Annotated in this window: 25 protein-coding genes; all 25 read right to left on the reverse strand. The window is 40.0% G+C overall.

All coding sequences use genetic code 11. The features are described 5' to 3' along the window. Positions 1-13: 13 nt before the first annotated feature. The gene (flhB, locus tag ACIQXH_RS08965) at positions 14-1,096 is read right to left on the reverse strand and encodes a flagellar biosynthesis protein FlhB (protein WP_402868355.1); all 1,083 of its coding nucleotides are present in this window, start codon (positions 1,094-1,096) and stop codon (positions 14-16) included. Positions 1,097-1,098: 2 nt separating this feature from the next. Then, complete coding sequence (fliR, locus tag ACIQXH_RS08970) at positions 1,099-1,875, reverse strand: flagellar biosynthetic protein FliR (protein ID WP_403123148.1); 777 nt, start codon at positions 1,873-1,875, stop codon at positions 1,099-1,101. Positions 1,876-1,878: 3 nt separating this feature from the next. After that, the gene (gene fliQ / locus ACIQXH_RS08975; RefSeq protein WP_402868351.1) at positions 1,879-2,148 is read right to left on the reverse strand and encodes a flagellar biosynthesis protein FliQ; all 270 of its coding nucleotides are present in this window, start codon (positions 2,146-2,148) and stop codon (positions 1,879-1,881) included. A 14-nt stretch (positions 2,149-2,162) separates the two neighbouring features. Then, positions 2,163-2,828, reverse strand: a complete 666-nt coding sequence (gene fliP / locus ACIQXH_RS08980; RefSeq protein ID WP_403123151.1) for a flagellar type III secretion system pore protein FliP — start codon at positions 2,826-2,828, stop codon at positions 2,163-2,165. Continuing rightward, positions 2,825-3,499: a flagellar biosynthetic protein FliO gene (locus ACIQXH_RS08985; protein ID WP_403123153.1), complete on the reverse strand. Its 675-nt coding sequence runs from the start codon at positions 3,497-3,499 to the stop codon at positions 2,825-2,827. Before ACIQXH_RS08985 ends, fliP begins: the two co-directional genes overlap by 4 nt. 19 nt (positions 3,500-3,518) lie before the next feature. Continuing rightward, on the reverse strand, positions 3,519-3,881 hold the full coding sequence (gene cheY, locus ACIQXH_RS08990; RefSeq protein WP_063231856.1) for a chemotaxis protein CheY: 363 nt from the start codon (positions 3,879-3,881) through the stop codon (positions 3,519-3,521). 20 nt (positions 3,882-3,901) lie between these two features. Next, a complete protein-coding gene (gene fliY / locus ACIQXH_RS08995; protein ID WP_403123155.1) occupies positions 3,902-5,128 on the reverse strand; it encodes a flagellar motor switch phosphatase FliY in 1,227 nt (408 codons plus the stop codon). Continuing rightward, on the reverse strand, positions 5,118-6,116 hold the full coding sequence (fliM, locus tag ACIQXH_RS09000) for a flagellar motor switch protein FliM (protein ID WP_403123157.1): 999 nt from the start codon (positions 6,114-6,116) through the stop codon (positions 5,118-5,120). The genes fliY and fliM overlap by 11 nt, the downstream gene beginning before the upstream one ends. Before the next feature lie 52 nt (positions 6,117-6,168). After that, on the reverse strand, positions 6,169-6,597 hold the full coding sequence (gene fliL / locus ACIQXH_RS09005) for a flagellar basal body-associated protein FliL (protein ID WP_403123159.1): 429 nt from the start codon (positions 6,595-6,597) through the stop codon (positions 6,169-6,171). Continuing rightward, positions 6,594-6,809 carry a flagellar FlbD family protein gene (locus ACIQXH_RS09010; RefSeq protein WP_403123270.1) on the reverse strand — a complete coding sequence of 72 codons (216 nt, stop codon included), beginning with the start codon at positions 6,807-6,809 and terminating at the stop codon, positions 6,594-6,596. The genes fliL and ACIQXH_RS09010 overlap by 4 nt, the downstream gene beginning before the upstream one ends. Positions 6,810-6,854: 45 nt before the next feature. After that, positions 6,855-7,646 (reverse strand): flagellar basal body rod protein FlgG, encoded by a 792-nt coding sequence (gene flgG / locus ACIQXH_RS09015; protein WP_403123161.1) that lies wholly within the window; start codon positions 7,644-7,646, stop codon positions 6,855-6,857. Between the two features lie 75 nt (positions 7,647-7,721). Continuing rightward, positions 7,722-8,105, reverse strand: a complete 384-nt coding sequence (locus ACIQXH_RS09020) for a TIGR02530 family flagellar biosynthesis protein (RefSeq protein ID WP_403123163.1) — start codon at positions 8,103-8,105, stop codon at positions 7,722-7,724. A gap of 11 nt (positions 8,106-8,116) precedes the next feature. Then, the gene (flgD, locus tag ACIQXH_RS09025) at positions 8,117-8,764 is read right to left on the reverse strand and encodes a flagellar hook assembly protein FlgD (protein ID WP_403123166.1); all 648 of its coding nucleotides are present in this window, start codon (positions 8,762-8,764) and stop codon (positions 8,117-8,119) included. Positions 8,765-8,772: 8 nt separating this feature from the next. After that, positions 8,773-10,440 (reverse strand): flagellar hook-length control protein FliK, encoded by a 1,668-nt coding sequence (locus tag ACIQXH_RS09030; RefSeq protein WP_403123168.1) that lies wholly within the window; start codon positions 10,438-10,440, stop codon positions 8,773-8,775. A 23-nt stretch (positions 10,441-10,463) separates the two neighbouring features. Continuing rightward, positions 10,464-11,081 (reverse strand): MotE family protein, encoded by a 618-nt coding sequence (locus tag ACIQXH_RS09035; protein ID WP_403123171.1) that lies wholly within the window; start codon positions 11,079-11,081, stop codon positions 10,464-10,466. 8 nt (positions 11,082-11,089) lie between these two features. Beyond that, a complete protein-coding gene (fliJ, locus tag ACIQXH_RS09040; RefSeq protein ID WP_403123173.1) occupies positions 11,090-11,533 on the reverse strand; it encodes a flagellar export protein FliJ in 444 nt (147 codons plus the stop codon). Positions 11,534-11,535: 2 nt separating this feature from the next. After that, on the reverse strand, positions 11,536-12,855 hold the full coding sequence (fliI, locus tag ACIQXH_RS09045; protein ID WP_402868332.1) for a flagellar protein export ATPase FliI: 1,320 nt from the start codon (positions 12,853-12,855) through the stop codon (positions 11,536-11,538). A 2-nt stretch (positions 12,856-12,857) separates the two neighbouring features. Then, entirely contained in the window at positions 12,858-13,619 is a 762-nt protein-coding gene (gene fliH / locus ACIQXH_RS09050) for a flagellar assembly protein FliH (protein ID WP_402868330.1), read from the reverse strand. Beyond that, positions 13,612-14,631 carry a flagellar motor switch protein FliG gene (gene fliG / locus ACIQXH_RS09055; protein WP_402868329.1) on the reverse strand — a complete coding sequence of 340 codons (1,020 nt, stop codon included), beginning with the start codon at positions 14,629-14,631 and terminating at the stop codon, positions 13,612-13,614. Before fliG ends, fliH begins: the two co-directional genes overlap by 8 nt. A gap of 12 nt (positions 14,632-14,643) precedes the next feature. Further along, positions 14,644-16,245 (reverse strand): flagellar basal-body MS-ring/collar protein FliF, encoded by a 1,602-nt coding sequence (gene fliF, locus ACIQXH_RS09060; RefSeq protein WP_403123176.1) that lies wholly within the window; start codon positions 16,243-16,245, stop codon positions 14,644-14,646. A gap of 94 nt (positions 16,246-16,339) precedes the next feature. Further along, complete coding sequence (fliE, locus tag ACIQXH_RS09065) at positions 16,340-16,648, reverse strand: flagellar hook-basal body complex protein FliE (protein ID WP_402868326.1); 309 nt, start codon at positions 16,646-16,648, stop codon at positions 16,340-16,342. Positions 16,649-16,671: 23 nt separating this feature from the next. Beyond that, the gene (gene flgC / locus ACIQXH_RS09070) at positions 16,672-17,130 is read right to left on the reverse strand and encodes a flagellar basal body rod protein FlgC (protein ID WP_403123178.1); all 459 of its coding nucleotides are present in this window, start codon (positions 17,128-17,130) and stop codon (positions 16,672-16,674) included. Further along, the gene (gene flgB / locus ACIQXH_RS09075) at positions 17,130-17,525 is read right to left on the reverse strand and encodes a flagellar basal body rod protein FlgB (RefSeq protein ID WP_402868323.1); all 396 of its coding nucleotides are present in this window, start codon (positions 17,523-17,525) and stop codon (positions 17,130-17,132) included. The genes flgC and flgB overlap by 1 nt, the downstream gene beginning before the upstream one ends. A 980-nt stretch (positions 17,526-18,505) precedes the next feature. Further along, positions 18,506-19,285, reverse strand: a complete 780-nt coding sequence (gene codY / locus ACIQXH_RS09080) for a GTP-sensing pleiotropic transcriptional regulator CodY (protein WP_402868321.1) — start codon at positions 19,283-19,285, stop codon at positions 18,506-18,508. A gap of 107 nt (positions 19,286-19,392) precedes the next feature. Further along, positions 19,393-20,802 (reverse strand): ATP-dependent protease ATPase subunit HslU, encoded by a 1,410-nt coding sequence (gene hslU, locus ACIQXH_RS09085; RefSeq protein WP_402868319.1) that lies wholly within the window; start codon positions 20,800-20,802, stop codon positions 19,393-19,395.

A 20,802-nucleotide genomic window follows, 5' to 3' on the forward strand; every position in this document is an offset into this window, starting at 1 on the left:
AACAACCTACCTTTTAAAGCTTGCCTTTCGTTTTATATACAAAGGCCAGTATTTCAGCGACTGCCTTAAAAAACTCTTCCGGTATCGCTTGTCCCACTTCGGCTTGATCATATAACGATCTTGCCAAAGGCCGATTTTCCACCATGACGACATCATTTTCTTTTGCGATATATTTAATCTTCTGAGCAACAAAATCCACACCCTTCGCCACGACAAAGGGAGCTTCCGCTTCATTTTCATCATATTTTAGAGCAATGGCAAAATGCGTGGGGTTTGTAATGACAACGTCCGCATTCGGCACTTCCTGCATCATTCTCTGGGCAGCCATCTGACGTTGCTTTTGCCTGATCTTAGATTTAATGAGCGGGTCGCCTTCAGAATTTTTATATTCATCCTTAATATCTTGCTTAGACATGCGGATGTTTTTTTCAAAGTCATATTTTTGATACATATAGTCCAATAGTGCAATGAACAATAAAGCCACGGCAGCATAATACCCTACTTTAATCGTAATATCCGCCAATGTTGCCATTGCATCTGCCACAGATATCTGTGATAAAATCATGATCTCTTCCATACGGTTCCAAAGTACATAAAAAGCAACAAAACCAACAAATGATATTTTAAGAATGGATTTCAATAATTCAACAATTGCCCTCATGGAAAAAATTCGTTTAAACCCTTTAATGGGGTCCAGCTTTTCGAGCTTGAACTGAATTGATTCCGTAGAAAACATAAAACCGATTTGCATCACATTGGCCAAAATCCCTGCTACCACTGCTGCCAGAAAAACAGGACCCAGAACAAGTCCCATCTCTACAAGAATTTCGAGCAAAATGACTTGCATCCCCTCTTCACTGAAATCAGCCATCGTGAAGTTCTGTAGGTATTTCTTCATAAGGGAGAGTAAATGATTGTACATATAGGGTCCCATCAACAGCAACACTGAGAATACAGTTATTAAATTAACTGAGGTGTTGACATCCTGGCTTTTGGCAACTTGCCCTTTTTTCTTTGAATCCTGACGTTTTTTTGGGGTTGCCTTTTCCGTTTTTTCACCGGCGAAAAACTGTAAATCCAGTTGTATCCATTCCATTGTCATAAGCCCCCGATCAGCTGCATTAACTGACGCATCGTCAGGAGCATGAAGTTAAATAACTGTGACACAACCGTCATCATCATTCCCATGACTATGATGACAATCGCTAAACCCACGATGATTTTCACAGGGATGCCGACAACAAAAACATTTAGTTGAGGAACGGTCCTTGCTAGGATACCAAGCGTGACATCCACTAAAAATATGCTCCCCACTACTGGGATTGCCATTTGAAAGGCAATCATAAATGCTTTACTAAACGCCTTGGCCAAGTACTCAATTATTGTTTGGTCGCCGAACGGGACGAACAATTGGTCAATCGGGATAAATTGATAGCTATAAAAGATTCCATCCAGTAGTAAATGATGACCATTGGTGCTTAATAGAAACAATAGGGCTATCGTGTATAAATATTGTCCCATCAAGGGACTTTGTGCTCCTGTTTGTGGATCGATGACATTTGCTATCGAAAAGCCCAGTTGAAAATCGATTAACCCACCGGCAATTTGGACCGCAGACAAGATCATATAAGCAGCAAACCCAATGAAAAGTCCTACAAGTGCTTCCTTCATGATCAATAAATAAAAAGTCACATCCAAATCCAGAACCGGGGCATCGATGGTATAGTAAATGATCCAAGCCAGGAAAACCCCTAACCCGATTCTGTGCTGTATCGGAATTGATCGATACGAAAAAATCGGCATGGCCACGAAAAAGGTGGTAACCCTGACTACTATTAATAAAAAAGCAGGAAAGTAAGGGAATATTTCCTCCATGCCCTAACCTACAAATCGATTCAAATTACCGAATATATCATTGGCGTATGATAATAGATGACTGAGCATCCATGGGGCCAATAAAATAAGCGCCAATAAAACAGCCACAATTTTCGGAACGAAGGCCAATGTCTGCTCCTGAATCTGAGTGGTCGCCTGAAAGATACTTACTAATAACCCGACCACAAGAGCTATCAACATCAACGGACCCGCAATAATCAACACCATATAAATCCCTTTTTCTGCTACATCAATCACATAATCTGCACTCATCTTTTCTCACCTGCTTAAAAACTCTGTAATAACGACTTCACTACTAAATACCAACCATCAACAAGAATGAAGAGAAGGATCTTGAATGGGAGGGAAATCATGACCGGCGGTAACATCATCATCCCCATTGACATCAGGACGCTGGCAATGACCATATCTATCACTAAAAATGGAATGAAAATCATGAATCCTATTTGAAAGGCCGTTTTAATTTCACTGATTGCAAATGCTGGAACAAAGGCAGTCAAGGGGATATCCTGTATCGTTTTTGGCTTTTCTACCTGGGCATAGTCAAGAAATAAGGCCAGGTCTTTCTGTCTCGTATGAGCGCTCATAAATTCCTTAAAAGGAATCGCTGCTTGCTCATACGCCTCTTCCAAATCAATTTCTTCATTAAATAAAGGAGTCAATGCCTTCTCATTCACTTCCTGGAAAGTGGGAGCCATGATGAAAAAAGTCATGAAAAGAGCCAAGCCGACCAGTACCTGGTTCGGCGGCATCTGTTGCGTCGCCAGCGAAGTCCTCACAAAACTGAGTACGATGATGATCCTCGTAAAACACGTCATTAAAATCAATATGCTCGGAGCAAGAGATAAAACGGTTAGCAAAAGAACTAACTTGACGGAAGTAGAGACGCTAGTGGGATCACTGTTGTTAAAGAACTCCATGAACTCATTCATTCTTTGTCTCTTCCTTTCCTATCAAGTTCTTTTAACAGCTTCTTCCTGCTTTTAGACATTTTCTCGAGCTGATTTTTGAACTCCGAGGAAAAACTATTAGTCTCATTTTCATCCTTTTTCAGCCATTTGCCTTTCATTTTTTCCACAAGATCTCTTGGCTGGATCATCTGGTCTATTTTCCCATTGTAATCTTCTATCAGCTGTTCATATTCTTTTGGATCATCTATTTCCTTTAAAAGTTGGATGTTTTCACCAACCCCTACGACTAGAATCCTTCCTCCGACTTTTACAAGCTGTACGGAGCGGTTTGCCCCGAGACTCGTACCTCCCAGATTCTCAACCGAATTGGCTTTTTGATACGTTTTGCTTTTCTTTCCTACAAATCTTAAAACTATATAAAGCAGCACGACCACAAAAATGGTCGCAAGAATCATCCTGAGGAACTCCCATCCAGTAATTCCTACTTTTTCAGGATTCGTTGCTTCATCGGTAGATTGGGAATTGGTAGAAAGAGATTCTTTTGATTTATCGGTTTTATCCGTTTTTGAATTTTCTGGCTCAAAAAAATTCTTTACTGTGTCATCCTGATCTTGTGCATGGGCCTGAATGGCCCCGCAAAACACAATGACTAGCGCTAATGAAACTTGAAGCCATTTTTTTAAAGCAAACAATATGAAGACACCCTCTTAGTTAGCTTAGTGCTTTATTTATGGCTTCCAATACGCGATCCGCTTGGAACGGTTTTACAATGAAATCTTTGGCTCCCGCTTGAATGGCATCAATGACCATCGCTTGTTGGCCCATTGCAGAGCACATGATGACCTTGGCTTGAGGATTTACCTTTTTAATTTCCTTTAATGCGGTAATTCCATCCATTTCAGGCATCGTTATATCCATCGTTACAAGATCCGGGTGCGTTTCTTTATATTTCTCAACTGCTTGGGCTCCATCTGCCGCTTCTCCGACAATCTCAAAGCCATTTTTAGAAAGGATGTCCTTGATCATCATTCTCATAAATGCTGCATCGTCTACAATTAATATTCTATTTGCCATTTTGTTTCTTCCCCCAAATTTTATCTAATTTTTTTTAATCGGTCGGTCTGACTCATAATATCAGTAACTCGAACTCCAAAGTTTTCATCAATGACAACAACTTCACCTTTTGCGATTAACCGGCTGTTTACAAGAATATCAACAGGTTCCCCAGCCAGTTTATCCAATTCAATGATAGAACCGGATGATAACTCCAGGATTTCCTTGACCGAACGCTTTGTCCTGCCAAGCTCTACCGTTACTTGAAGAGGAATGTCCATCAGCATGCTTAGGTTCTTCGTTTCCGATTCTTGAAGTTGATAAGGCTGAAAACTTGTGAAACTAGCTGGTTGGATATTTACAGGCTTTCCATTGGATGCACTTGGTGAACCAAAATGCTGAGGTTCATTGGGCATTTGATAAGTCTGTTGTTGTGCCTGATAAGGCATTTGTGCATATGGATCATGGGCTGATTGGTTCGTAATCGGCATCTGTGATTGAACAGTCGCTTGTGTCGGAATGCTCTGTGGCTGATTTTTGGCCACCTGTTCCATTTCCTTTGGAATTTCGGCAGGTTCACTATCTCCGGTACCATTCAATAGTTCATCGACCAATCCCTTAGCGAACTCTAAAGGCAATAACTGCATGATGCTGGAATCAATTAAATCACCGACGCGCAACCGGAACGAAATTTTTGCAAATAGATCTTCGTTCGGGATGGCGTCCTCGCCTTCGCCGTTCAAAAAATTGAGTAAATCTATGCTAGGTGGAGAAATATCAACCTTTTTGCTGAAAATGGTCGACATTGACGTAGCGGCGGACCCCATCATTTGATTCATTGCTTCCTGGACCGCGCTTAATTGGATTTCACCTAGCATATCCGAAGGACTTAATCCATCACCACCCAACATCAAATCGGCGATGATGGCTGCATCACTTTGCTTGATAACAAGCATATTGATACCGGAAAAACCCTCCGTATACCTTACTTGGATGGCCACATATGGCTGTGGAAACTCCTCTGCTATCTTACCCTTTTCAATGATGGTAACAGTCGGAGTCGTGATATCCACCTTTTGGTTCAATAAGGTAGATAATGCAGTTGCTGAGCTTCCGAAAGAGATATTCCCGATTTCACCGAGTGCATCCAGTTCCATTGCTGATAAATAATCAGCAATGGGAAGCGAGCTTACCTCTTCATCTGTATCGTCTGTACCTTTTAAAAGGGCATCTATTTCGTCTTGTGAAAGCATTTCGTCACTTACCATCTTCGTCTCCCCCTTTCAAAATATCAAGAATCTGGATGGCATGTTTTTTACCTACTTTGCCTGGTTGCCCACTATATTTTGGAATTCCTCCAACTTTAATTAATAAAGGTTGATCGATTGCCTGATTTAAATCGATAACATCACCTACATCAAGAAGCAGAAAATCCTGTATGGTAATATCAGTGGTTCCAAGTTCGGAAATGATTGGGAGGTCTGAATTCCTGATACGCATTTCCAAGACCTTGATTTCCTCAGGTAGTCTTTCTTTTTGGGAAGTTTCCATCCAGTAATGAGCAGATAACTTTGGTATAATCGGTTCTAAAACGACGTGCGGTATACATATATTGATCATTCCGCTTGTTTCACCAATCTGGGTATTCAACGAAATGACCACTACTGTGTCATTAGGTGAAACTAGCTGTAAGAACTGCGGATTCACTTCGAATTCCGTCATCACCGGGTCGATTTCGACAATCGTCTCCCAGGCTTCCTGTAAATTTTCAAAAGCCTTCTCAAAGAGGTTTGACATGATTTTCGTTTCGATTTCCGTTAGACTGTCAACTTTATTTGCACTGACGCCCCTGCCGCCCAACACCCGGTCCATCATGGAATACGCAATATTCGGGTTGACCTCCAGTATGATGCGACCATCCAAAGGTGGGACCTCGAATACATTCAAAATCGTCATTTTGGGGATGGACCGTATAAATTCTTCATAAGGGATTTGGTCAGCGGAAGCGACCGAAATTTGAACATAGGTTCTTAGCTGCGCTGAAAAGTAGGTTGTCAATAACCTTGCGAAATTGTCATGGATGCGTGTCAAACTCCTGATTTGGTCTTTCGAGAACCGGAGCGCTCTCTTGAAGTCGTACACTTTCACCCTTTTTTCTATTTCTTCTTTCTTTAAATCATCTGCATCCATTTCTCCTGTAGAAATCGCTGATAGTAGTGCATCAATTTCATTTTGCGATAATATTTCCCCGGACATTATCATTCACCTCCAAAACTTCCCCTTCTTATTTAATGAAGTCAGGATGTTCTTATTGAAGGATCGAGGAGGTTATATAAACCTTTTCAACTTTTCCTTCTTCCATTAATTCATTAATTTTAGTCTTTAATGTATTCTGAAGTTTTTCCTTGCCCTTTTTACCTGTCAATTCTGTTGCCTTCATTTCGGAAAGCTCGGTTATAATGATATTTTTCACTTGAAAATTCCTTTTTTCGAGTTCTTCTTTAGCCTTTTTACTATCTGTCTGGACCATAAATGATATTTTAATATAATCATTGCCCGCTAGATTCGTCGTAATCTCCGGAATTTCCACAGAAGATTTAACAATTTCATCTATACTTGGCTTGTCCTCTGCCGATGTGGGGTCAGATAACTTCGTAACAACCACTACTGCTATGACGCCAACCAGGGTTATCGCAACAAGCATAATCAATATAATCGTCAATAGCTTTTTTTTCATACTCTCTCCTCCCCATCTTTTTGAAATCCAAGAACGTTAACGGAACGGTAAAATTGAATGATAGCCTGAATCAGTTCCTCTTCTTTCTCAAGCACGACAATCTTCTTGCCATTTGTAAAAGTAATGGTCGTATCCGGTAGGGATTCGACCGTATCTATGTACAATGCATTTATATGAAATCTTTTGCCATTCAGCCTTGTCACTTTAATAATAATATGTAGGAGCCAGAGCAAATCAGCACCTGGCTCCTCCCTCCCTTAACGTTTTAAGTTTAGTAATTCCTGCAGGATTTCATCGGAAGTTGTGATAATCTTAGAATTGGACTGAAAAGAACGCTGCGCTACAATCATTTCAGTGAATTCCTCGGATAAATCGACATTGGACATTTCCAGTGTTCCCGTTGCAATAATCCCACGTCCCTCTTCTCCAGCATATCCATAAACTGGTTCACCTGAGTTTACAGACGTTTCAAAGTTACTCCCCCCAGATTTAATTAAACCGGCTGTATTAGCGAATCGTGCTATAGATAGCTGTGCAATTACATCACTAGCACCCTCTGCTGGAACTCCTATAATTTCGCCCGATTGGCTTATAGTGAAACTTACATACGTTTCACTTTCAATTTTTATATCACCGTCCTTACCTTGCACTTTTGCACCACTTGAATCTACAAGAGTCCCTTCAGCATCCAAATAAAAATTCCCAGCTCGTGTATAATATTCTCTTTCTCCTTTTTTCACTACAAAATATCCATCTCCTGATATCGCTAAATCGAGGTCTCTTCCAGTCGTTTGGATACTGGATTGACTGTGAATCGTGTCAATTGTGGAAATTGTCGACCCCAGACCAATCTGTTTAGCGTTTACGCCACCTTGGTTTGCTGTAGGACCACTTGGTCCCGAGAGTGTTTGGCTCATGGCGTCACTGAATGTAACCCGCCCTTTCTTAAAACCGTATGTGTTGACATTGGCGACATTATTACCGATAACGTCAAGTTTGGTCTGTGAATTCTTTAACCCGCTTATTCCTGCATACATTGAACGAAGCATATTAATTGTTCCCCTTTCGTATTAGGCTGCTTCAGTCATTCCGCAGCCGAGAGCTTCCTCTAAGAGGTCCGGCCCTTATTCTAAAATAATTGTTCCATTAATATTTGTGAAAATTTGAGAAGAAGCTTCCTCTCTGTCCATGACCGTAATTACTCTGTTATTCTTTGTACTAATGACGAGAGCCACATTACTGGTGATGACCAGTGATTCAGTCACACCCTTCTTTTTGGCCTCTTTTGCTTTATCGGCTATTTGGTCCCAAGTTTGCGAATTTATTTCGATTTTTCTTTGATCCATCCTCCATTTGGCATGCTTACTGAGCGTGATCTTGCTGTCAGATTCTACTGCTGTCTCAAAATGCTGCTGAAATCCTTGCTGAATTGTTTTCTTTTCTTTGAGTGGAACCTTTGTCACAGCGACCATCTGTGCAGGATTTGCTTTAAAGCTTAAGTTCTCCATCCTATCGTTCCTCAAACGCCAGCTATTTTGATCAGCTGATCCACGGACAGTTTCGTACCAGCATCATCATTCACTTCATATTGCATTTTTCCGTTATTTAAGGAAACAGAAGTGACCGTTGCTGTCTGTTCTCCATTTCTTTCATCATTCCAAGTGACTTGTTTGCCGATTAATTCGCTTGCTGATGCTAAGCCGCTTGATTCTGAAGAACCAGAACCGGGTTGTCTAAGTTCAGAAATGTTGGCGGGTACAAGTTTTGTTCCATCCTCCAAGATGAAATACACACCGCCATCCTTGAATTGTATCGTATTGACGACACCCCTTCCCTCTTCAATGGCAAGGTTGTTTTCATCACCATCATCCAACTTGTGCCATGTAACTTCTTTGCCAATGAAAGAATTGTAGTTCATCAAGCTCGATTGTTGATTCATTTCCATCATTTCATCAAGTTTGGTCCCAATATTCACCATCTGCTCAAGTGACGAGAAAGTAGCCATCTGGGCTATGAATTCCGTATTATCCATTGGGCTCGATGGATCCTGATTTTGCAGCTGGGTGATCAATAATTTAAGGAAATCGTCTTTCCCTAGTGAATCACCTGTTTTCCTTGTTTCTGTTTGATAGTTTGATAATAATAGCGACGTATCAATACTTGTCATCTCTTCACCTACACTTCTAGATTAATCAAGGCATCAGCCAGTGAGCCCGAAAATTCATTTTCCGATTCCTCGCCGCTTTCCTTTTTATTTTGCTGTTGCTTTCTGTTTTGTTCTTCAGATTCTTTTTCGTTGAATTTCTCGGAATCAAAAGCACTAAAAGCCTGCGTTATCTCGATTCTTTCAATATTCATCTGCTGGCCGCCCAAGGCTTGTTTCAGTGTATTAAGCTGGCTATCCAACATATCTTTCGCCTGTGCTGTAGTCGCTAATATTTTTGCAGTCAACAATCCATCTTTTTGAATCAATTCGATTCGAAGCGCCCCTAAATGTTCAGGATTCAGCCTGATCATTAGTTTATTGACTCCGTTTGAAGCATTGAAATTGGCTTTATTCAAAATATTTTCAAATTGCTTGATAAACTCCTCCTGGCTGACAGACTGCCCTCCCTTGGTTGCAGTGAATACTAACTGTTCCGCCTTAGGAATCATATTGGAAAAATTATTCCCTTGTTCAGGACTGTCTGTAGAGGGTAAAGTGAGCTCATTGATGGCTGCTTGCATTTCGGCTTTAACATTTTTGACAGATAATAGATTTGCCGGTTCTGGTTTTTCATTCACTTGGTTTTCCTGGCTACTTTCACTTATACTGCTTCTGCTTGTATCTAAAACTGTAAAATTATTATCCTTTCCTTTGGCTCCCTGTCCATTTTTTGCAAAGAATAAAGCAGTCTGCTCTTGTTTTCTGTTTGGTTCAACAGGAATGTTCGTACCCTGTGTAGTACTGGACTCCGAATCTAAGGTAGGAAAGGTACTGCTGATACTTTCGGTTCCTTCTGCAAGCTTCGCATTAGTCAAAGTGAAATGTCCTGGCCTGGTTAATTGTAATGGAAGGCTTAATCTCTGTTTTACACTGTCACTTTCATGGCTTATAAACTGGTTGAATGTGTTCTTCACCATTTCTTGACCTCTATCCACTATTGCCGAAAAGCTGGCAACACTGCTTGTTTTCTGATCGATATTAGAAACCCATTTTTCCAGCTTACCGTAGATGCCTTCAAGCAAATTTTTTACTTGCTTCTGTATGACCGCTTCATCCTGTGATATATCTTTATTTTCAGATAGAAGCCCTTGGAGTTTCACCAGCTTAAGCAAGTTTGCCGTACCTTCTATCGGGAGCTGTTGCCACTCTTCTTCAATCGATGTTGCAATCTGTTTTACAATTGTCAATAGACCCATGACATTAGCTCCGAGAAGACTTTGGGAATCTAGTGCCGTCTCTTCCTGAGCGTTATCCAGCTCCAATTCTTCTATGCTCGCAAAAAATTCGTCAAGAGTCCTTTCATCATTGCCGCTAAGACCTTGCAGCACCTGTAAAAGTATATTGTCTGAATAGGATGAACCGTTAATTAAGGTCTCCCCCTCCGATACAGCTGATTCTATGTCCAGGTCGCTCAAACTGGTCATTTTCAGGAAGTCCAGTAAATCTTTTATAGCGGTCAACGCATCTTCCGAAAGAATAATAGACTCTGACTCCAATGGCGGATTCATTTCTTCCCCTGCACTTACTGCCGTTTCTAAGATAGAACCAAACCTAGCATTTGATTCTTTGCTTTGACTTAACGGGACAGTTGGATTCTGCATTTTCAAAGACAGAATGGAATGAATGGACATGTTCATTATAATCACCTCCCTTCATGTACTTAGGAACTTTGATCCGTCAGTTTCTTCGTAAATCTGGCAGCATCTGAGGTTGCCATCTGTTCCAATACCTTTGCTAATGTATCAGCTTTCATACTTGCCAAAATCTTCAGGGCATCTTCATCATTCATCTCTGAAATGATTGGCGCTGACTTTTTAGGTGCCATCGTTTCATAAGTACGTATGATATCCTTCAATGCCTGTTTACTTCCATCTTGACTTTCTTTTAGTTGATTCAATTCAGCTTGTAGTTGCTGTTTCTCTGCCTCTGCCTTTTGGAAAGCTTTGTCACGCGTATCAATAATGCTTTCTAGTTTCTCAATCTCCTCTTCCTTGTCTTTAATTTCAGTTTCTAGTTTCGCCAATCTTTTTGAATCCTTCCCCATTTCCTGCGGTGGGTTTGCTTTTTCCTCTTCCTTTTGTAATAAATCAGTTAAGGGTATTTTAGCGGTCATCTCCTTAGCCTTATCCATCACATTAACGCCAGCGACAGTAAAAACAATTAGCGCAACAATTAGCGCAAAAACCAAAGGGATAAAGATGACAAGAAACCATTGAAATTTACCAATCTTATCCTCTTCTAATTCATCTATTCCAGTTTGTTTACCTTTTTTACGCATTCTATCACCTAATGCCCTTTGCTTAAGAATTGCCGGATAGATATTTCATCCATTTGTCTATTCTCATCTTCCTTGATGATATCCAAGAATTTATGAAAATCGTTTTCTTTCATTTTCTCGTACTTCTTCACTTCAATATTTCTTTCCATTAATACATCTTGCAGGACATTCATTTCATAGCGGGCTTCAATGACTTCCTCCTGGCTGATGCTTATGAGCTTTTCAAGATTGTCCATAAACAACTGGTGATGGCGAATTTCTTGAATCGACAGACCATTTTTGAGCTTTTCCTGTTGAAATGCCACCAAGTCCTCTTTTTTCTTAAAAAATTTATATAATTTACCAGCTACTTCTTCAAATTTTTTTAGAGCAGTATTATATTTAGAAAGCGCATCTCTTTTTTCTTTTTCTTTTATGGTAAGGATCTTTTCGAACTTATATTGATAAATCATAGCTACTCACCTCTTTCCATCAAATCTACAAGGTTTCCTATACTTATATCTTTAGGCGCCTTTTCATGAGTGCCCTGCTTTAAAAATGAAATGATTTCCGGGTAGCGTTTTATGGAATTATCTATTTCCTTCGAAGATCCCCTTTTATAAGCTCCTATATTAATCAAATCTTCCGAATCCATATAAGTCGATAAGTTTGCACGAAGTTCTTCTGCCGACTTTTTGTGTCTTTCTCCAACGATGTTATTCATGACTCGGCTGATACTCTTTAAAACGTTAAGCGCAGGATACTGACCCTTGTTAGCCAAATTACGGTCTAAGATGAAATGCCCATCCAATATTCCCCTGACTGCATCGGCAATTGGTTCATTCATATCGTCTCCATCAACAAGAACTGTATAAAAGGCTGTGATAGATCCCAGTTGATTTGTTCCCGTTCTTTCTAAAAGTCTTGGAAGAATGGCGAATACCGATGGTGTATACCCTTTTGTCGTAGGTGGCTCACCGACAGCTAGTCCGATTTCCCTTTGGGCCATCGCCACCCTTGTGACTGAATCCATCATCAACATTACATTCAGGCCCTTGTCCCGAAAGTATTCTGCAATTGCTGTTGCTGTCATTGCTCCTTTAATCCGCATCAATGCTGGCTGATCGGAAGTTGCCACCACCACAATGGAACGAGCCAATCCCTCTGGACCAAGATCCTTTTCAATGAACTCCCGAACCTCCCGACCACGTTCCCCAACAAGTCCAATAACATTTAAGTCAGCTGTCGTATTCCGGGCCACCATGCCTAGCAATGTACTTTTCCCTACTCCACTCCCGGCGAAAATCCCAACACGTTGCCCTTTTCCGACTGTTAGTAGACTATCTATCACCCTGACACCAACATCAATCGGTTCATCAATCGGTGGTCTTTCCATAGGATTGGGAGGATCTTGATCGACTGGTACTGTAGCTAGTCCCTTCGGAAGGAGGGAATGATCGATAGGAAAACCTAGAGGATCGACAACCTGGCCAATCAATCCGCTTCCCACTTTTATTTCAAGGCTGCGCCCACTTCCTTCAACGATGCACCCTGGTGAAATATCACTCACAGCTGTAAATGGCATGAGAATAACCATTTCATCGCGGAAACCGACGACTTCAGCCAATATCGGTTTTTTCTTTTTTTGAATACCGGTATAAATATAGCAAACGTCTCCAACCGAGCTTTCAGGGCCTTGAGATTCAATCATCAACCCTACGACACGCTTGACTCGGCCATAGTGTTTAAATGTATCGACTTCATCAATATAGGGTATGAGGTCTCTCGCTTTCATCTTTACTCCCCTTCCAACAATTCGGATAGTTTTGCCTTAATTTCTAGTAGTTGACTATCGACACTTGCATCAATTCTTCCATTCTCCGACTCTATGATACAGCTGCTTTCATCCAATTCATCATCAGGATAAATATATAATTCCGCTTCTTTTGGAAAAATCGCAATCATTTCATCCTTGTGAGAAAGAATCGATTGGTATCTGGACGGATGAATGTGCAACTGAACTTCCCGGTATTCCCTTGCTTCTTTAATCGCTCCCTTAACGAGGGATAAGAATGTTTCTTCCTTAGCCTCCAATTGCTGTCCGATGATTTTTTTGGCTACGTTCAATGCTATATCTAGAATGACTGATTCAGAGGATTCAAGATGTTGCTGATAATCAACTTTTGATGCCTCCACCACTTCTTTCGCAAAAGCGATGTCCCCGGCCATCTCGTTATAGCCCTTTTGAATTCCATCCTCAATGCCCTGTTGGTATCCTTCTTTTTGTGCTTGTTCAATGTATATTCTTTTTTCCTCTTGCTCCCAATAATCCTTTGCTTGTTGAATTTCTTCGACAATCGTTTCGGCTTGCTGTTTTGCTTCTATTAATATGGCATCCGCTTCTTGTATGGTTTGATTAAGAAATTCATTAGGTGGGAAGTGATTGGTGACTTGCCCCTCATCATTTTCTGTTACCTGGACATCAAATTGCCGGATTTTAATCGTGAATTTGTTACTTTCATCTTCCTTCGCCTGATGAGATTTAATAATTCTAGACAATAATATCATCCCCTCCGCCACGGGCGATTACAATTTCACCAGTTTCTTCAAGGCGGCGAATGACAGCAACAATTCTTGATTGTGCTTCTTCTACATCACGTAAACGAACAGGTCCCATATATTCCATTTCTTCTTCAAAGGTTTCGACCATCCGTTTGGACATATTGCGGAATACAATGTCTTTCACTTCCTCACTTGCCACTTTAAGTGCAAGTTTAAGATCTTCATTATCCGATTCCCGAACCACACGTTGAATGGCTCTACCATCAAGGGTCACGATATCTTCAAAGACAAACATCCGCTTCTTGATTTCTTCTGCAAGTTCAGGGTCTTGAATTTCAAGAGCATCCAAAATGGTTCGTTCCGTGGAGCGATCGACTCCATTCAAGACATCTACCACAGCTTCGACGCCGCCGGTTTGTGTATAGTCCTGGGTAACGGTTGCAGAAAGTTTTCTTTCTAATATCTGTTCCACTTCATTAATAATCTCTGGCGAAGTGCTATCCATCAAAGCAATCCTTCTTGCAATGTCTGCCTGCACTTCTTGAGGCAATTCTGATAAAATTTGTCCGGCCTGTGTCGGATCTAAATAAGATAAAATCAGGGCAATCGTCTGAGGGTGCTCATTTTGAATAAAGTTCAATATTTGTCCTGGATCTGCTTTACGTGCAAAGTCGAAAGGCCGAACTTGCAGGGATGAAGTTAAACGGTTAATGATGGCCGCAGCTTGATCGGTACCTAACGCCTTTTCCAAAACCTGCTTTGCGTATCCTATCCCACCTTGTGAAATATAATCCTGTGCTAAAGCGATGTTATGGAATTCCTCTAAAATCTCTTCCTTATCGTGCGAGTCCACACTTCTAACTCCTGAAATTTCCAGAGTCAACCTCTCGATTTCTTCTTCTGAAAGATGCTTATATACGGATGCAGAAACATCCGGGCCTAAGGAAATTAGGAGGATCGCCGCTTTTTGTTTTCCTGTTAATCCCGCCTTTTTCTTTCGATCTGTCACTTGAATGGCCTCCTAATCTTCTGCTATCCAGCTTCTTAATAATTTTGCGAATTCATCCGGCTTTTCTTTAGCCAATTTTTCAAGCTGTTTCCTTTTTAAAGAGGCCTCCGTTTCGGTCTCTTTATTTAAATCAGGAACTTCGAATTGGGCTTCTTCTTTCACTTCCTCGTAGTACTCCTCTTCCATATCCCGTTGACGTCTTGAACGGAAGAATAAGACTAATAGAATGATAATGACTAACAATAGGACGCTACCAACAATATAAACCCATATCGGTAGTGAGGAAGCATTCTCCTCTTCCGAAATCTTCATTTTTCCATTAAACGGTTGTACTGAAATGGCAATCTTCTGATTTAATTCATCATCTGTCAGCTCTTCCCCTACCGCTTTCTTATCAATCGTCGTTCGGATAATCGTGCTTAGGATTTGTGTGATATCATCCACACTCTGTTGAGATAATGAATTCGGATCATCAGCGGTAGGTGGTTCCACCATGACTTGAATGCCTAAATCCTTGACTTTATATGGACTTTCAACGATTTCTTTCTTGATTCGGTTCACTTCACTATTTATTGTTTCATCTGATTTTTCATAATCACCTGAACCTGTCGTACCTTCTACGTAACTAGAACCCAATGAATCAGCAGAGTCCTCGCTTTGGGGAATTCCCCCATTTCCAGCCGCGTCCCCGCTATAGGATTCGTTGATTCTTTGGGCTGAAATTTCAATACCAGCCATATTTTCCTCATCCACCGGCTCCACAAGGTTCTCTTCCCGATTTTCTTGAGTAAAATCAACGTCGGTCGTAACGGAAACGGCCACTTTATCCCGACCCATTATTGTTCCAAGCATATTTTGCACTTGTCTTTGTATATCTCGTTCTATTTCTTTTTTTATCTCATTTTGAGATTGAAAAGCAGAACCGAACGACGAATTTTCACTTTTAAGGTCATAGTACTCAAAATCTTGATTCATAATGACGATATTATCCGTAGGAAGGTTGGGAACACTTTTCGAAACAAGATGATATAGGGAATTGACTTGGCTCTCCTCGAATTTATAGCCCGATTTCGTATTCAATACTATCGATGCTGAAGCTTCACCGGCGGATTCGCTGACAAAGACTCCTTTATCAGGTAGCGTAATCATGACGCTAGCGTCCTCGACCCCATCAATTTTCTTTATTAAATTGGATAATTCTGTTTGCATCGTATCCAATTTAATTACATTAAACTCATTTTCGGTCATTCCCAATCCAGCACCCTGGCTAAAGAATGAATAATCGATGCTACCAGACTCCGGTATACCCTCAGCCGCAAGCTCGACTTTGAGTGTATCAACACTTTCTTGTGGTACTTTGATGGTTGTACCGTTATCCGCAATCTCGTTTTTTATTCCTTGACTGTCTAAATTTTCTTTTATGCTTCCCGTTTCGGATGGTTTCAGATTGGAATATAACGGAACCAATGTCGTTCGGGTTGCGAAAAATGAGGCAACCATGATGATGATGATGACTAATGCCGTTGAACCAATCATTATCATCTTTTGTTTTCTACTTCTTGTACTCCAGTAACCAGTTATTTTATTTTTAAAGTTCACTAGTGCATCATTCATTTAAATCCCCCGGTCATTCTATGAATTTATGAGAGGAGGCATTTTCCCCCCAAGCCATTTTTTCTCTCTTTATATGAGGTCTTTAAAATGAATGTTAAATGCTCATTCTCATCATTTCCTGGTAGGCTTCGACCACTTTATTCCGAACTTCTAACGTAGCCTGCATCGTAATGCTCGCCTTTTGTGAAGCAATCATCACATTATGGAGTTCTACGTCTTCTCCGTTAGCTAACTTAGCTGTAAGGCTGTCCGATGATACCTGGGCTTCGTTAACTTTATTCATAGTTTCTTTTAATACGGACGCAAAATCTTGTTGCGCTTCGTATGGTGTACTTGTGTTAGTCTGTTTACTTTTCCATGCTTTATCTACATTGCTTATGCTCGAAAGAGAAATCCCCTCCATAATGCACACGCTCCCATCAAAAATTATTTACCGATTTCTAATGCCTTCATCATCATTCCCTTTGATGCGTTCAAAACAGTGACATTGGCTTCATACGATCTAGTGACGCTCATTAAGTCGACCATTTCTCTCAGTGGATCCACGTTTGGCATCTCTACATATCCATCTTCATTTGCATCTGGATGATCTGGATTGTAATCCAGTTCAAATGGTGTTTCATCTTTTACAATCCCTGATACTTTTACACCTGTACCCGTTCCGTTCGTTTTTCCTGCTGCTGCGTCTAGAAAACTTGCAAAACTTGCTTCCTTATTTTGCAGAACAACCGATTTTCTAGAATAAGGTTTCCATTGTCCCGTCTCCGCATCAAATTCAGCTCTAGTCGTATCGGCATTGGCCATATTGGCAGAAATCACATCCATCCGAAGCCGTTGGGCAGTCAAGGCCGAGCCTGTCGTATTAATACTCTGATAAATCCCCATTACTTCCCACCCCTAATCACAGATTCCAAAGATTGAAATTTACCTGAAAGCCTATCCGTTACAGCATTATAATAAATTTGATTTGTAGCCAGGTCCGTCATTTCTTTATCGACATCCACACTGTTCCCGTTACTGTTATAATTCACATTGTTCTGTGTAACAATGGAAGAAGTCGCTTTACCGTTTGATTTAAAGGTAAAGTGCCTGTCATCGGTACGATATGATTGAATGGCCATATCAAGTTCTGTTTGAAAGGACTTTGTATTAGAAACATCTTTCGCCTTATAATTCGGCGTATCGGAATTAGCAATATTTTGCGAAATGACCTTTTGTTTCGTACTAGAAAAATTCAGAGCGTTTTCCAGTGATTGAAAAGTATTTGAAAATAATTCCATTTTATCGCTCACCTCTTTCTATCCAAGCAAATAATAACTTATGTGATAAATAAATCCATTATGTTAATATCCTTAATTTTAAAGAAATGCAAGAACGATGTCTATAATCAATATATAGACTTTAGACCTATTATAGTCGAAAAATGTCACAAATTGCTCAAATTTATAGCTTTTTTATTTAAATTTCTAGTCAATTGTGACGTCATATTACATTATTTTATGATTTTATCCATTTTTTATCTTTAAATACTTATTTATCATACAGAATCACAAACCAATATACCTGATACTTTAGAACTAAATAGTATAGAAACCATCAGGTATATATTGGTAATAGTTTAATGGTAATCTACATACTGCTTCAGTAAAGGGTGAATTAACGTGTAAAAAATCAGATTTTTTACAAATACTGACTTCCTAATTTTTTTGAAAGAATATAAAACTATTAAAGCATTCGACTTTTTTCCTCATATTAAACTTCCCGGAAATTCCGATTAATAAATGCCTCAGATATAAAGTATTCTTAAAATTAACGAAAACAATCTTTTATTGACCATAGGGGACTGTCTATTCAGATAGCTATTACAGTATAATTACCCTTTATAAGGAAAATTATACTGTATTTTGGATAAACGATTCTTTATCCTCATACTGCCTATTAGAATTTGATTCCAATTACCCTATAATGGAAAACTTCATTATAAATTGAACCTCCTACATGTTCTTATAACTACTACCTTAGTTTTACCTGATGAAGGATATATTAAATAAGTGCAATTTAATATATATACGATTATATTTCGTACCTAACCCCAAAAAGGCACGATCTCTCACCCACTAAGAGATCGTGCCATATTAGGTTGCTAGAAACCGAGATGCTAATTTTCTCCATCTACATTTAAAGATAAAAAAAGGATTCGGGAATTAAATTCCCGAACCCTTTCCTTTGGTACTATCAGCTTTATATCTAGAGCTGAATTTTAGTTATTTTTAAGTTTTTCTAACTCGTTAAGGAATTTATCGTTCAATACTTTGATGTACGTACCTTTCATCCCTAATGAACGTGACTCAATAACGCCGGCGCTTTCAAGTTTTCTAAGTGCATTCACGATTACTGAACGAGTGATACCAACCCGGTCTGCAATCTTTGATGCAACAAGTAATCCTTCGTTCCCTTTAAGTTCTTCGAAGATATGTTCAATAGCTTCTAATTCACTGTAAGAAAGGGAAGATATAGCCATTTGAACGACTGCTTTACTACGTGCCTCTTCTTCAATCTCTTCTGATTTCTCACGAAGGATTTCCATTCCAACAACAGTGGCTCCATACTCCGCCAAGATTAAGTCGTCATCATGGAACTTATCTTGTAATCGAGCAAGAATCAATGTTCCTAAACGGTCTCCCCCACCCATGATAGGAACGATGGTAGTTAGGCCATTTGAAAACAACTCTTTATTCTCAATTGGGAAAGCTGTATATTCGCTTTCAATATCGAGGTTAGAAGATGTTTCTTGGATGTTGAATAGATTCTTTGTATACACTTCAGGGAATTGCTTATCTTCTAACATTTTATACATACGTTCATTTTCGATTTGTTGGCTTACTGCGATTCCAAGTAATTTTCCGCGACGGCTAACGACGAATACATTCGCTTCAATTACTTCACTTAAACTTTCTGCCATTTCTTTGAAATTAACTGCTTTTCCTGCTGCTTTTTGGAGCATTGCATTAATTTTTCTTGTTTTTGCTAATAAGTTCATCTGACTTGTTCCTCCTAAAAATACCATGGTTCACAATTGACTATGAAGTTGTATTTCCGTAATGTGATGTAATTTGCTTAGGCAATGAATATTGCCGCTGGTTCATTCTAAAGGATAAACTGGCTTAAGTCTTTATTACGGGCAATCGAGCCCAGCTTATCTTCGACATATTGAGGAGTGATTGTAATCTTCTCCATCGTAATGTCAGGAGCTTCGAAAGATAAGTCCTCTAGAAGACGCTCCAGGATTGTATGAAGGCGCCTTGCCCCAATATTATCTGTGTTTTGATTAACCTCGAAAGCCACTTCTGCTATCTTACTTACAGCTTCGTCAGAAAATTCAATTTCTATACCTTCTGTTTCTAATAAAGCTACATATTGCTTTAACAGGGCATTATCCGGCTCGTGTAAAATTTTCACAAAGTCTTCGACGGTCAATTTGTTTAATTCCACACGGATTGGAAAACGGCCCTGCAGCTCAGGAATAAGATCCGAGGGTTTAGCCGTATGGAAAGCCCCTGCTGCAATGAAGAGTACATGATCGGTTTTAACGGATCCGTATTTTGTTACAACTGTAGACCCTTCAACAATTGGAAGGATATCCCGTTGTACACCTTCTCTTGAAACGTCCGCTGAAGAACTTCCCGACTGTTTGCTAGCGATCTTATCAATTTCATCGATGAATATTATCCCATTTTGCTCTGCACCGTATACAGCATCCGATGTTACTTCATCCATGTCGATTAATTTTGCCGCTTCCTCATTGGTCAAGACAACTCGTGCTTCGCTTACTTTCAATTTACGCTTTTTATTTTTCTTGGGCATCAAGCTTCCCAAGGCATCCTGCATATTCATCCCCATTTGTTCCATTCCCGAACCTTGTAGCATATCAAACATGGATGCGGCCTGTTCTTCCACCTCAACTGTAATCATTTCATTCTCTAACTCGCCTTTAGCCAGCTGATTGGCCACAAGCTTTCTTTTTTGCTGAAGGCTTAAATCTTCTGAGTTGTCACTCGAATCCTGTTCAGCTTGATTCGTTCCTCCTCCGAAAAATGCTTCGAGAGGGTTTTTGAAATTGCTCTGTTTTTTATTAGATGGCACTAATAAATCAATTAAACGGCGATTGGCATTTTCCTCTGCCCGTTCTCTGACACTAACCATCTTTTCTTCCTTCACGAGGCGGACGGAAGTCTCCACTAAATCACGCACCATGGATTCTACATCACGGCCGACATAACCGACTTCCGTAAATTTCGTTGCTTCCACTTTCACAAAAGGAGCACCAACCAATTTAGCCATTCTCCGAGCAATTTCTGTTTTCCCAACACCAGTCGGTCCAATCATTAATATGTTTTTCGGAACGACTTCATCACGAAGTTGTTCTGAGAGTAAAGAACGACGATATCGATTACGCAATGCTACCGCTACTGCACGTTTTGCTTCACTCTGTCCTACAATATATTGATCCAGTTTCTCTACGATTTGCCTCGGTGTTAAATTAGTTTTCTTTGACAT

Source organism: Peribacillus sp. NPDC097225, assembly GCF_044761955.1.
GTDB lineage: Bacteria > Bacillota > Bacilli > Bacillales > DSM-1321 > Peribacillus.

Bases quoted from the DNA above. Each gene is read 5' to 3' on its own strand.
- flhB (WP_402868355.1), bottom strand. From the start codon at position 1,096: ATGGAATGGATACAACTGGATTTACAGTTTTTCGCCGGTGAAAAAACG.
- fliR (WP_403123148.1), bottom strand. From the start codon at position 1,875: ATGGAGGAAATATTCCCTTACTTTCCTGCTTTTTTATTAATAGTAGTC.
- fliQ (WP_402868351.1), bottom strand. From the start codon at position 2,148: ATGAGTGCAGATTATGTGATTGATGTAGCAGAAAAAGGGATTTATATG.
- fliP (WP_403123151.1), bottom strand. From the start codon at position 2,828: ATGAATGAGTTCATGGAGTTCTTTAACAACAGTGATCCCACTAGCGTC.
- cheY (WP_063231856.1), bottom strand. From the start codon at position 3,881: ATGGCAAATAGAATATTAATTGTAGACGATGCAGCATTTATGAGAATG.
- fliY (WP_403123155.1), bottom strand. From the start codon at position 5,128: ATGGTAAGTGACGAAATGCTTTCACAAGACGAAATAGATGCCCTTTTA.
- fliM (WP_403123157.1), bottom strand. From the start codon at position 6,116: ATGTCCGGGGAAATATTATCGCAAAATGAAATTGATGCACTACTATCA.
- fliL (WP_403123159.1), bottom strand. From the start codon at position 6,597: ATGAAAAAAAAGCTATTGACGATTATATTGATTATGCTTGTTGCGATA.
- flgG (WP_403123161.1), bottom strand. From the start codon at position 7,646: ATGCTTCGTTCAATGTATGCAGGAATAAGCGGGTTAAAGAATTCACAG.
- ACIQXH_RS09020 (WP_403123163.1), bottom strand. From the start codon at position 8,105: ATGGAGAACTTAAGCTTTAAAGCAAATCCTGCACAGATGGTCGCTGTG.
- flgD (WP_403123166.1), bottom strand. From the start codon at position 8,764: ATGACAAGTATTGATACGTCGCTATTATTATCAAACTATCAAACAGAA.
- ACIQXH_RS09030 (WP_403123168.1), bottom strand. From the start codon at position 10,440: ATGAACATGTCCATTCATTCCATTCTGTCTTTGAAAATGCAGAATCCA.
- ACIQXH_RS09035 (WP_403123171.1), bottom strand. From the start codon at position 11,081: ATGCGTAAAAAAGGTAAACAAACTGGAATAGATGAATTAGAAGAGGAT.
- fliJ (WP_403123173.1), bottom strand. From the start codon at position 11,533: ATGATTTATCAATATAAGTTCGAAAAGATCCTTACCATAAAAGAAAAA.
- fliI (WP_402868332.1), bottom strand. From the start codon at position 12,855: ATGAAAGCGAGAGACCTCATACCCTATATTGATGAAGTCGATACATTT.
- fliF (WP_403123176.1), bottom strand. From the start codon at position 16,245: ATGAATGATGCACTAGTGAACTTTAAAAATAAAATAACTGGTTACTGG.
- fliE (WP_402868326.1), bottom strand. From the start codon at position 16,648: ATGGAGGGGATTTCTCTTTCGAGCATAAGCAATGTAGATAAAGCATGG.
- flgC (WP_403123178.1), bottom strand. From the start codon at position 17,130: ATGGGGATTTATCAGAGTATTAATACGACAGGCTCGGCCTTGACTGCC.
- flgB (WP_402868323.1), bottom strand. From the start codon at position 17,525: ATGGAATTATTTTCAAATACTTTTCAATCACTGGAAAACGCTCTGAAT.
- codY (WP_402868321.1), bottom strand. From the start codon at position 19,285: ATGAACTTATTAGCAAAAACAAGAAAAATTAATGCAATGCTCCAAAAA.
- hslU (WP_402868319.1), bottom strand. From the start codon at position 20,802: ATGTCAAAGAAAACTAATTTAACACCGAGGCAAATCGTAGAGAAACTG.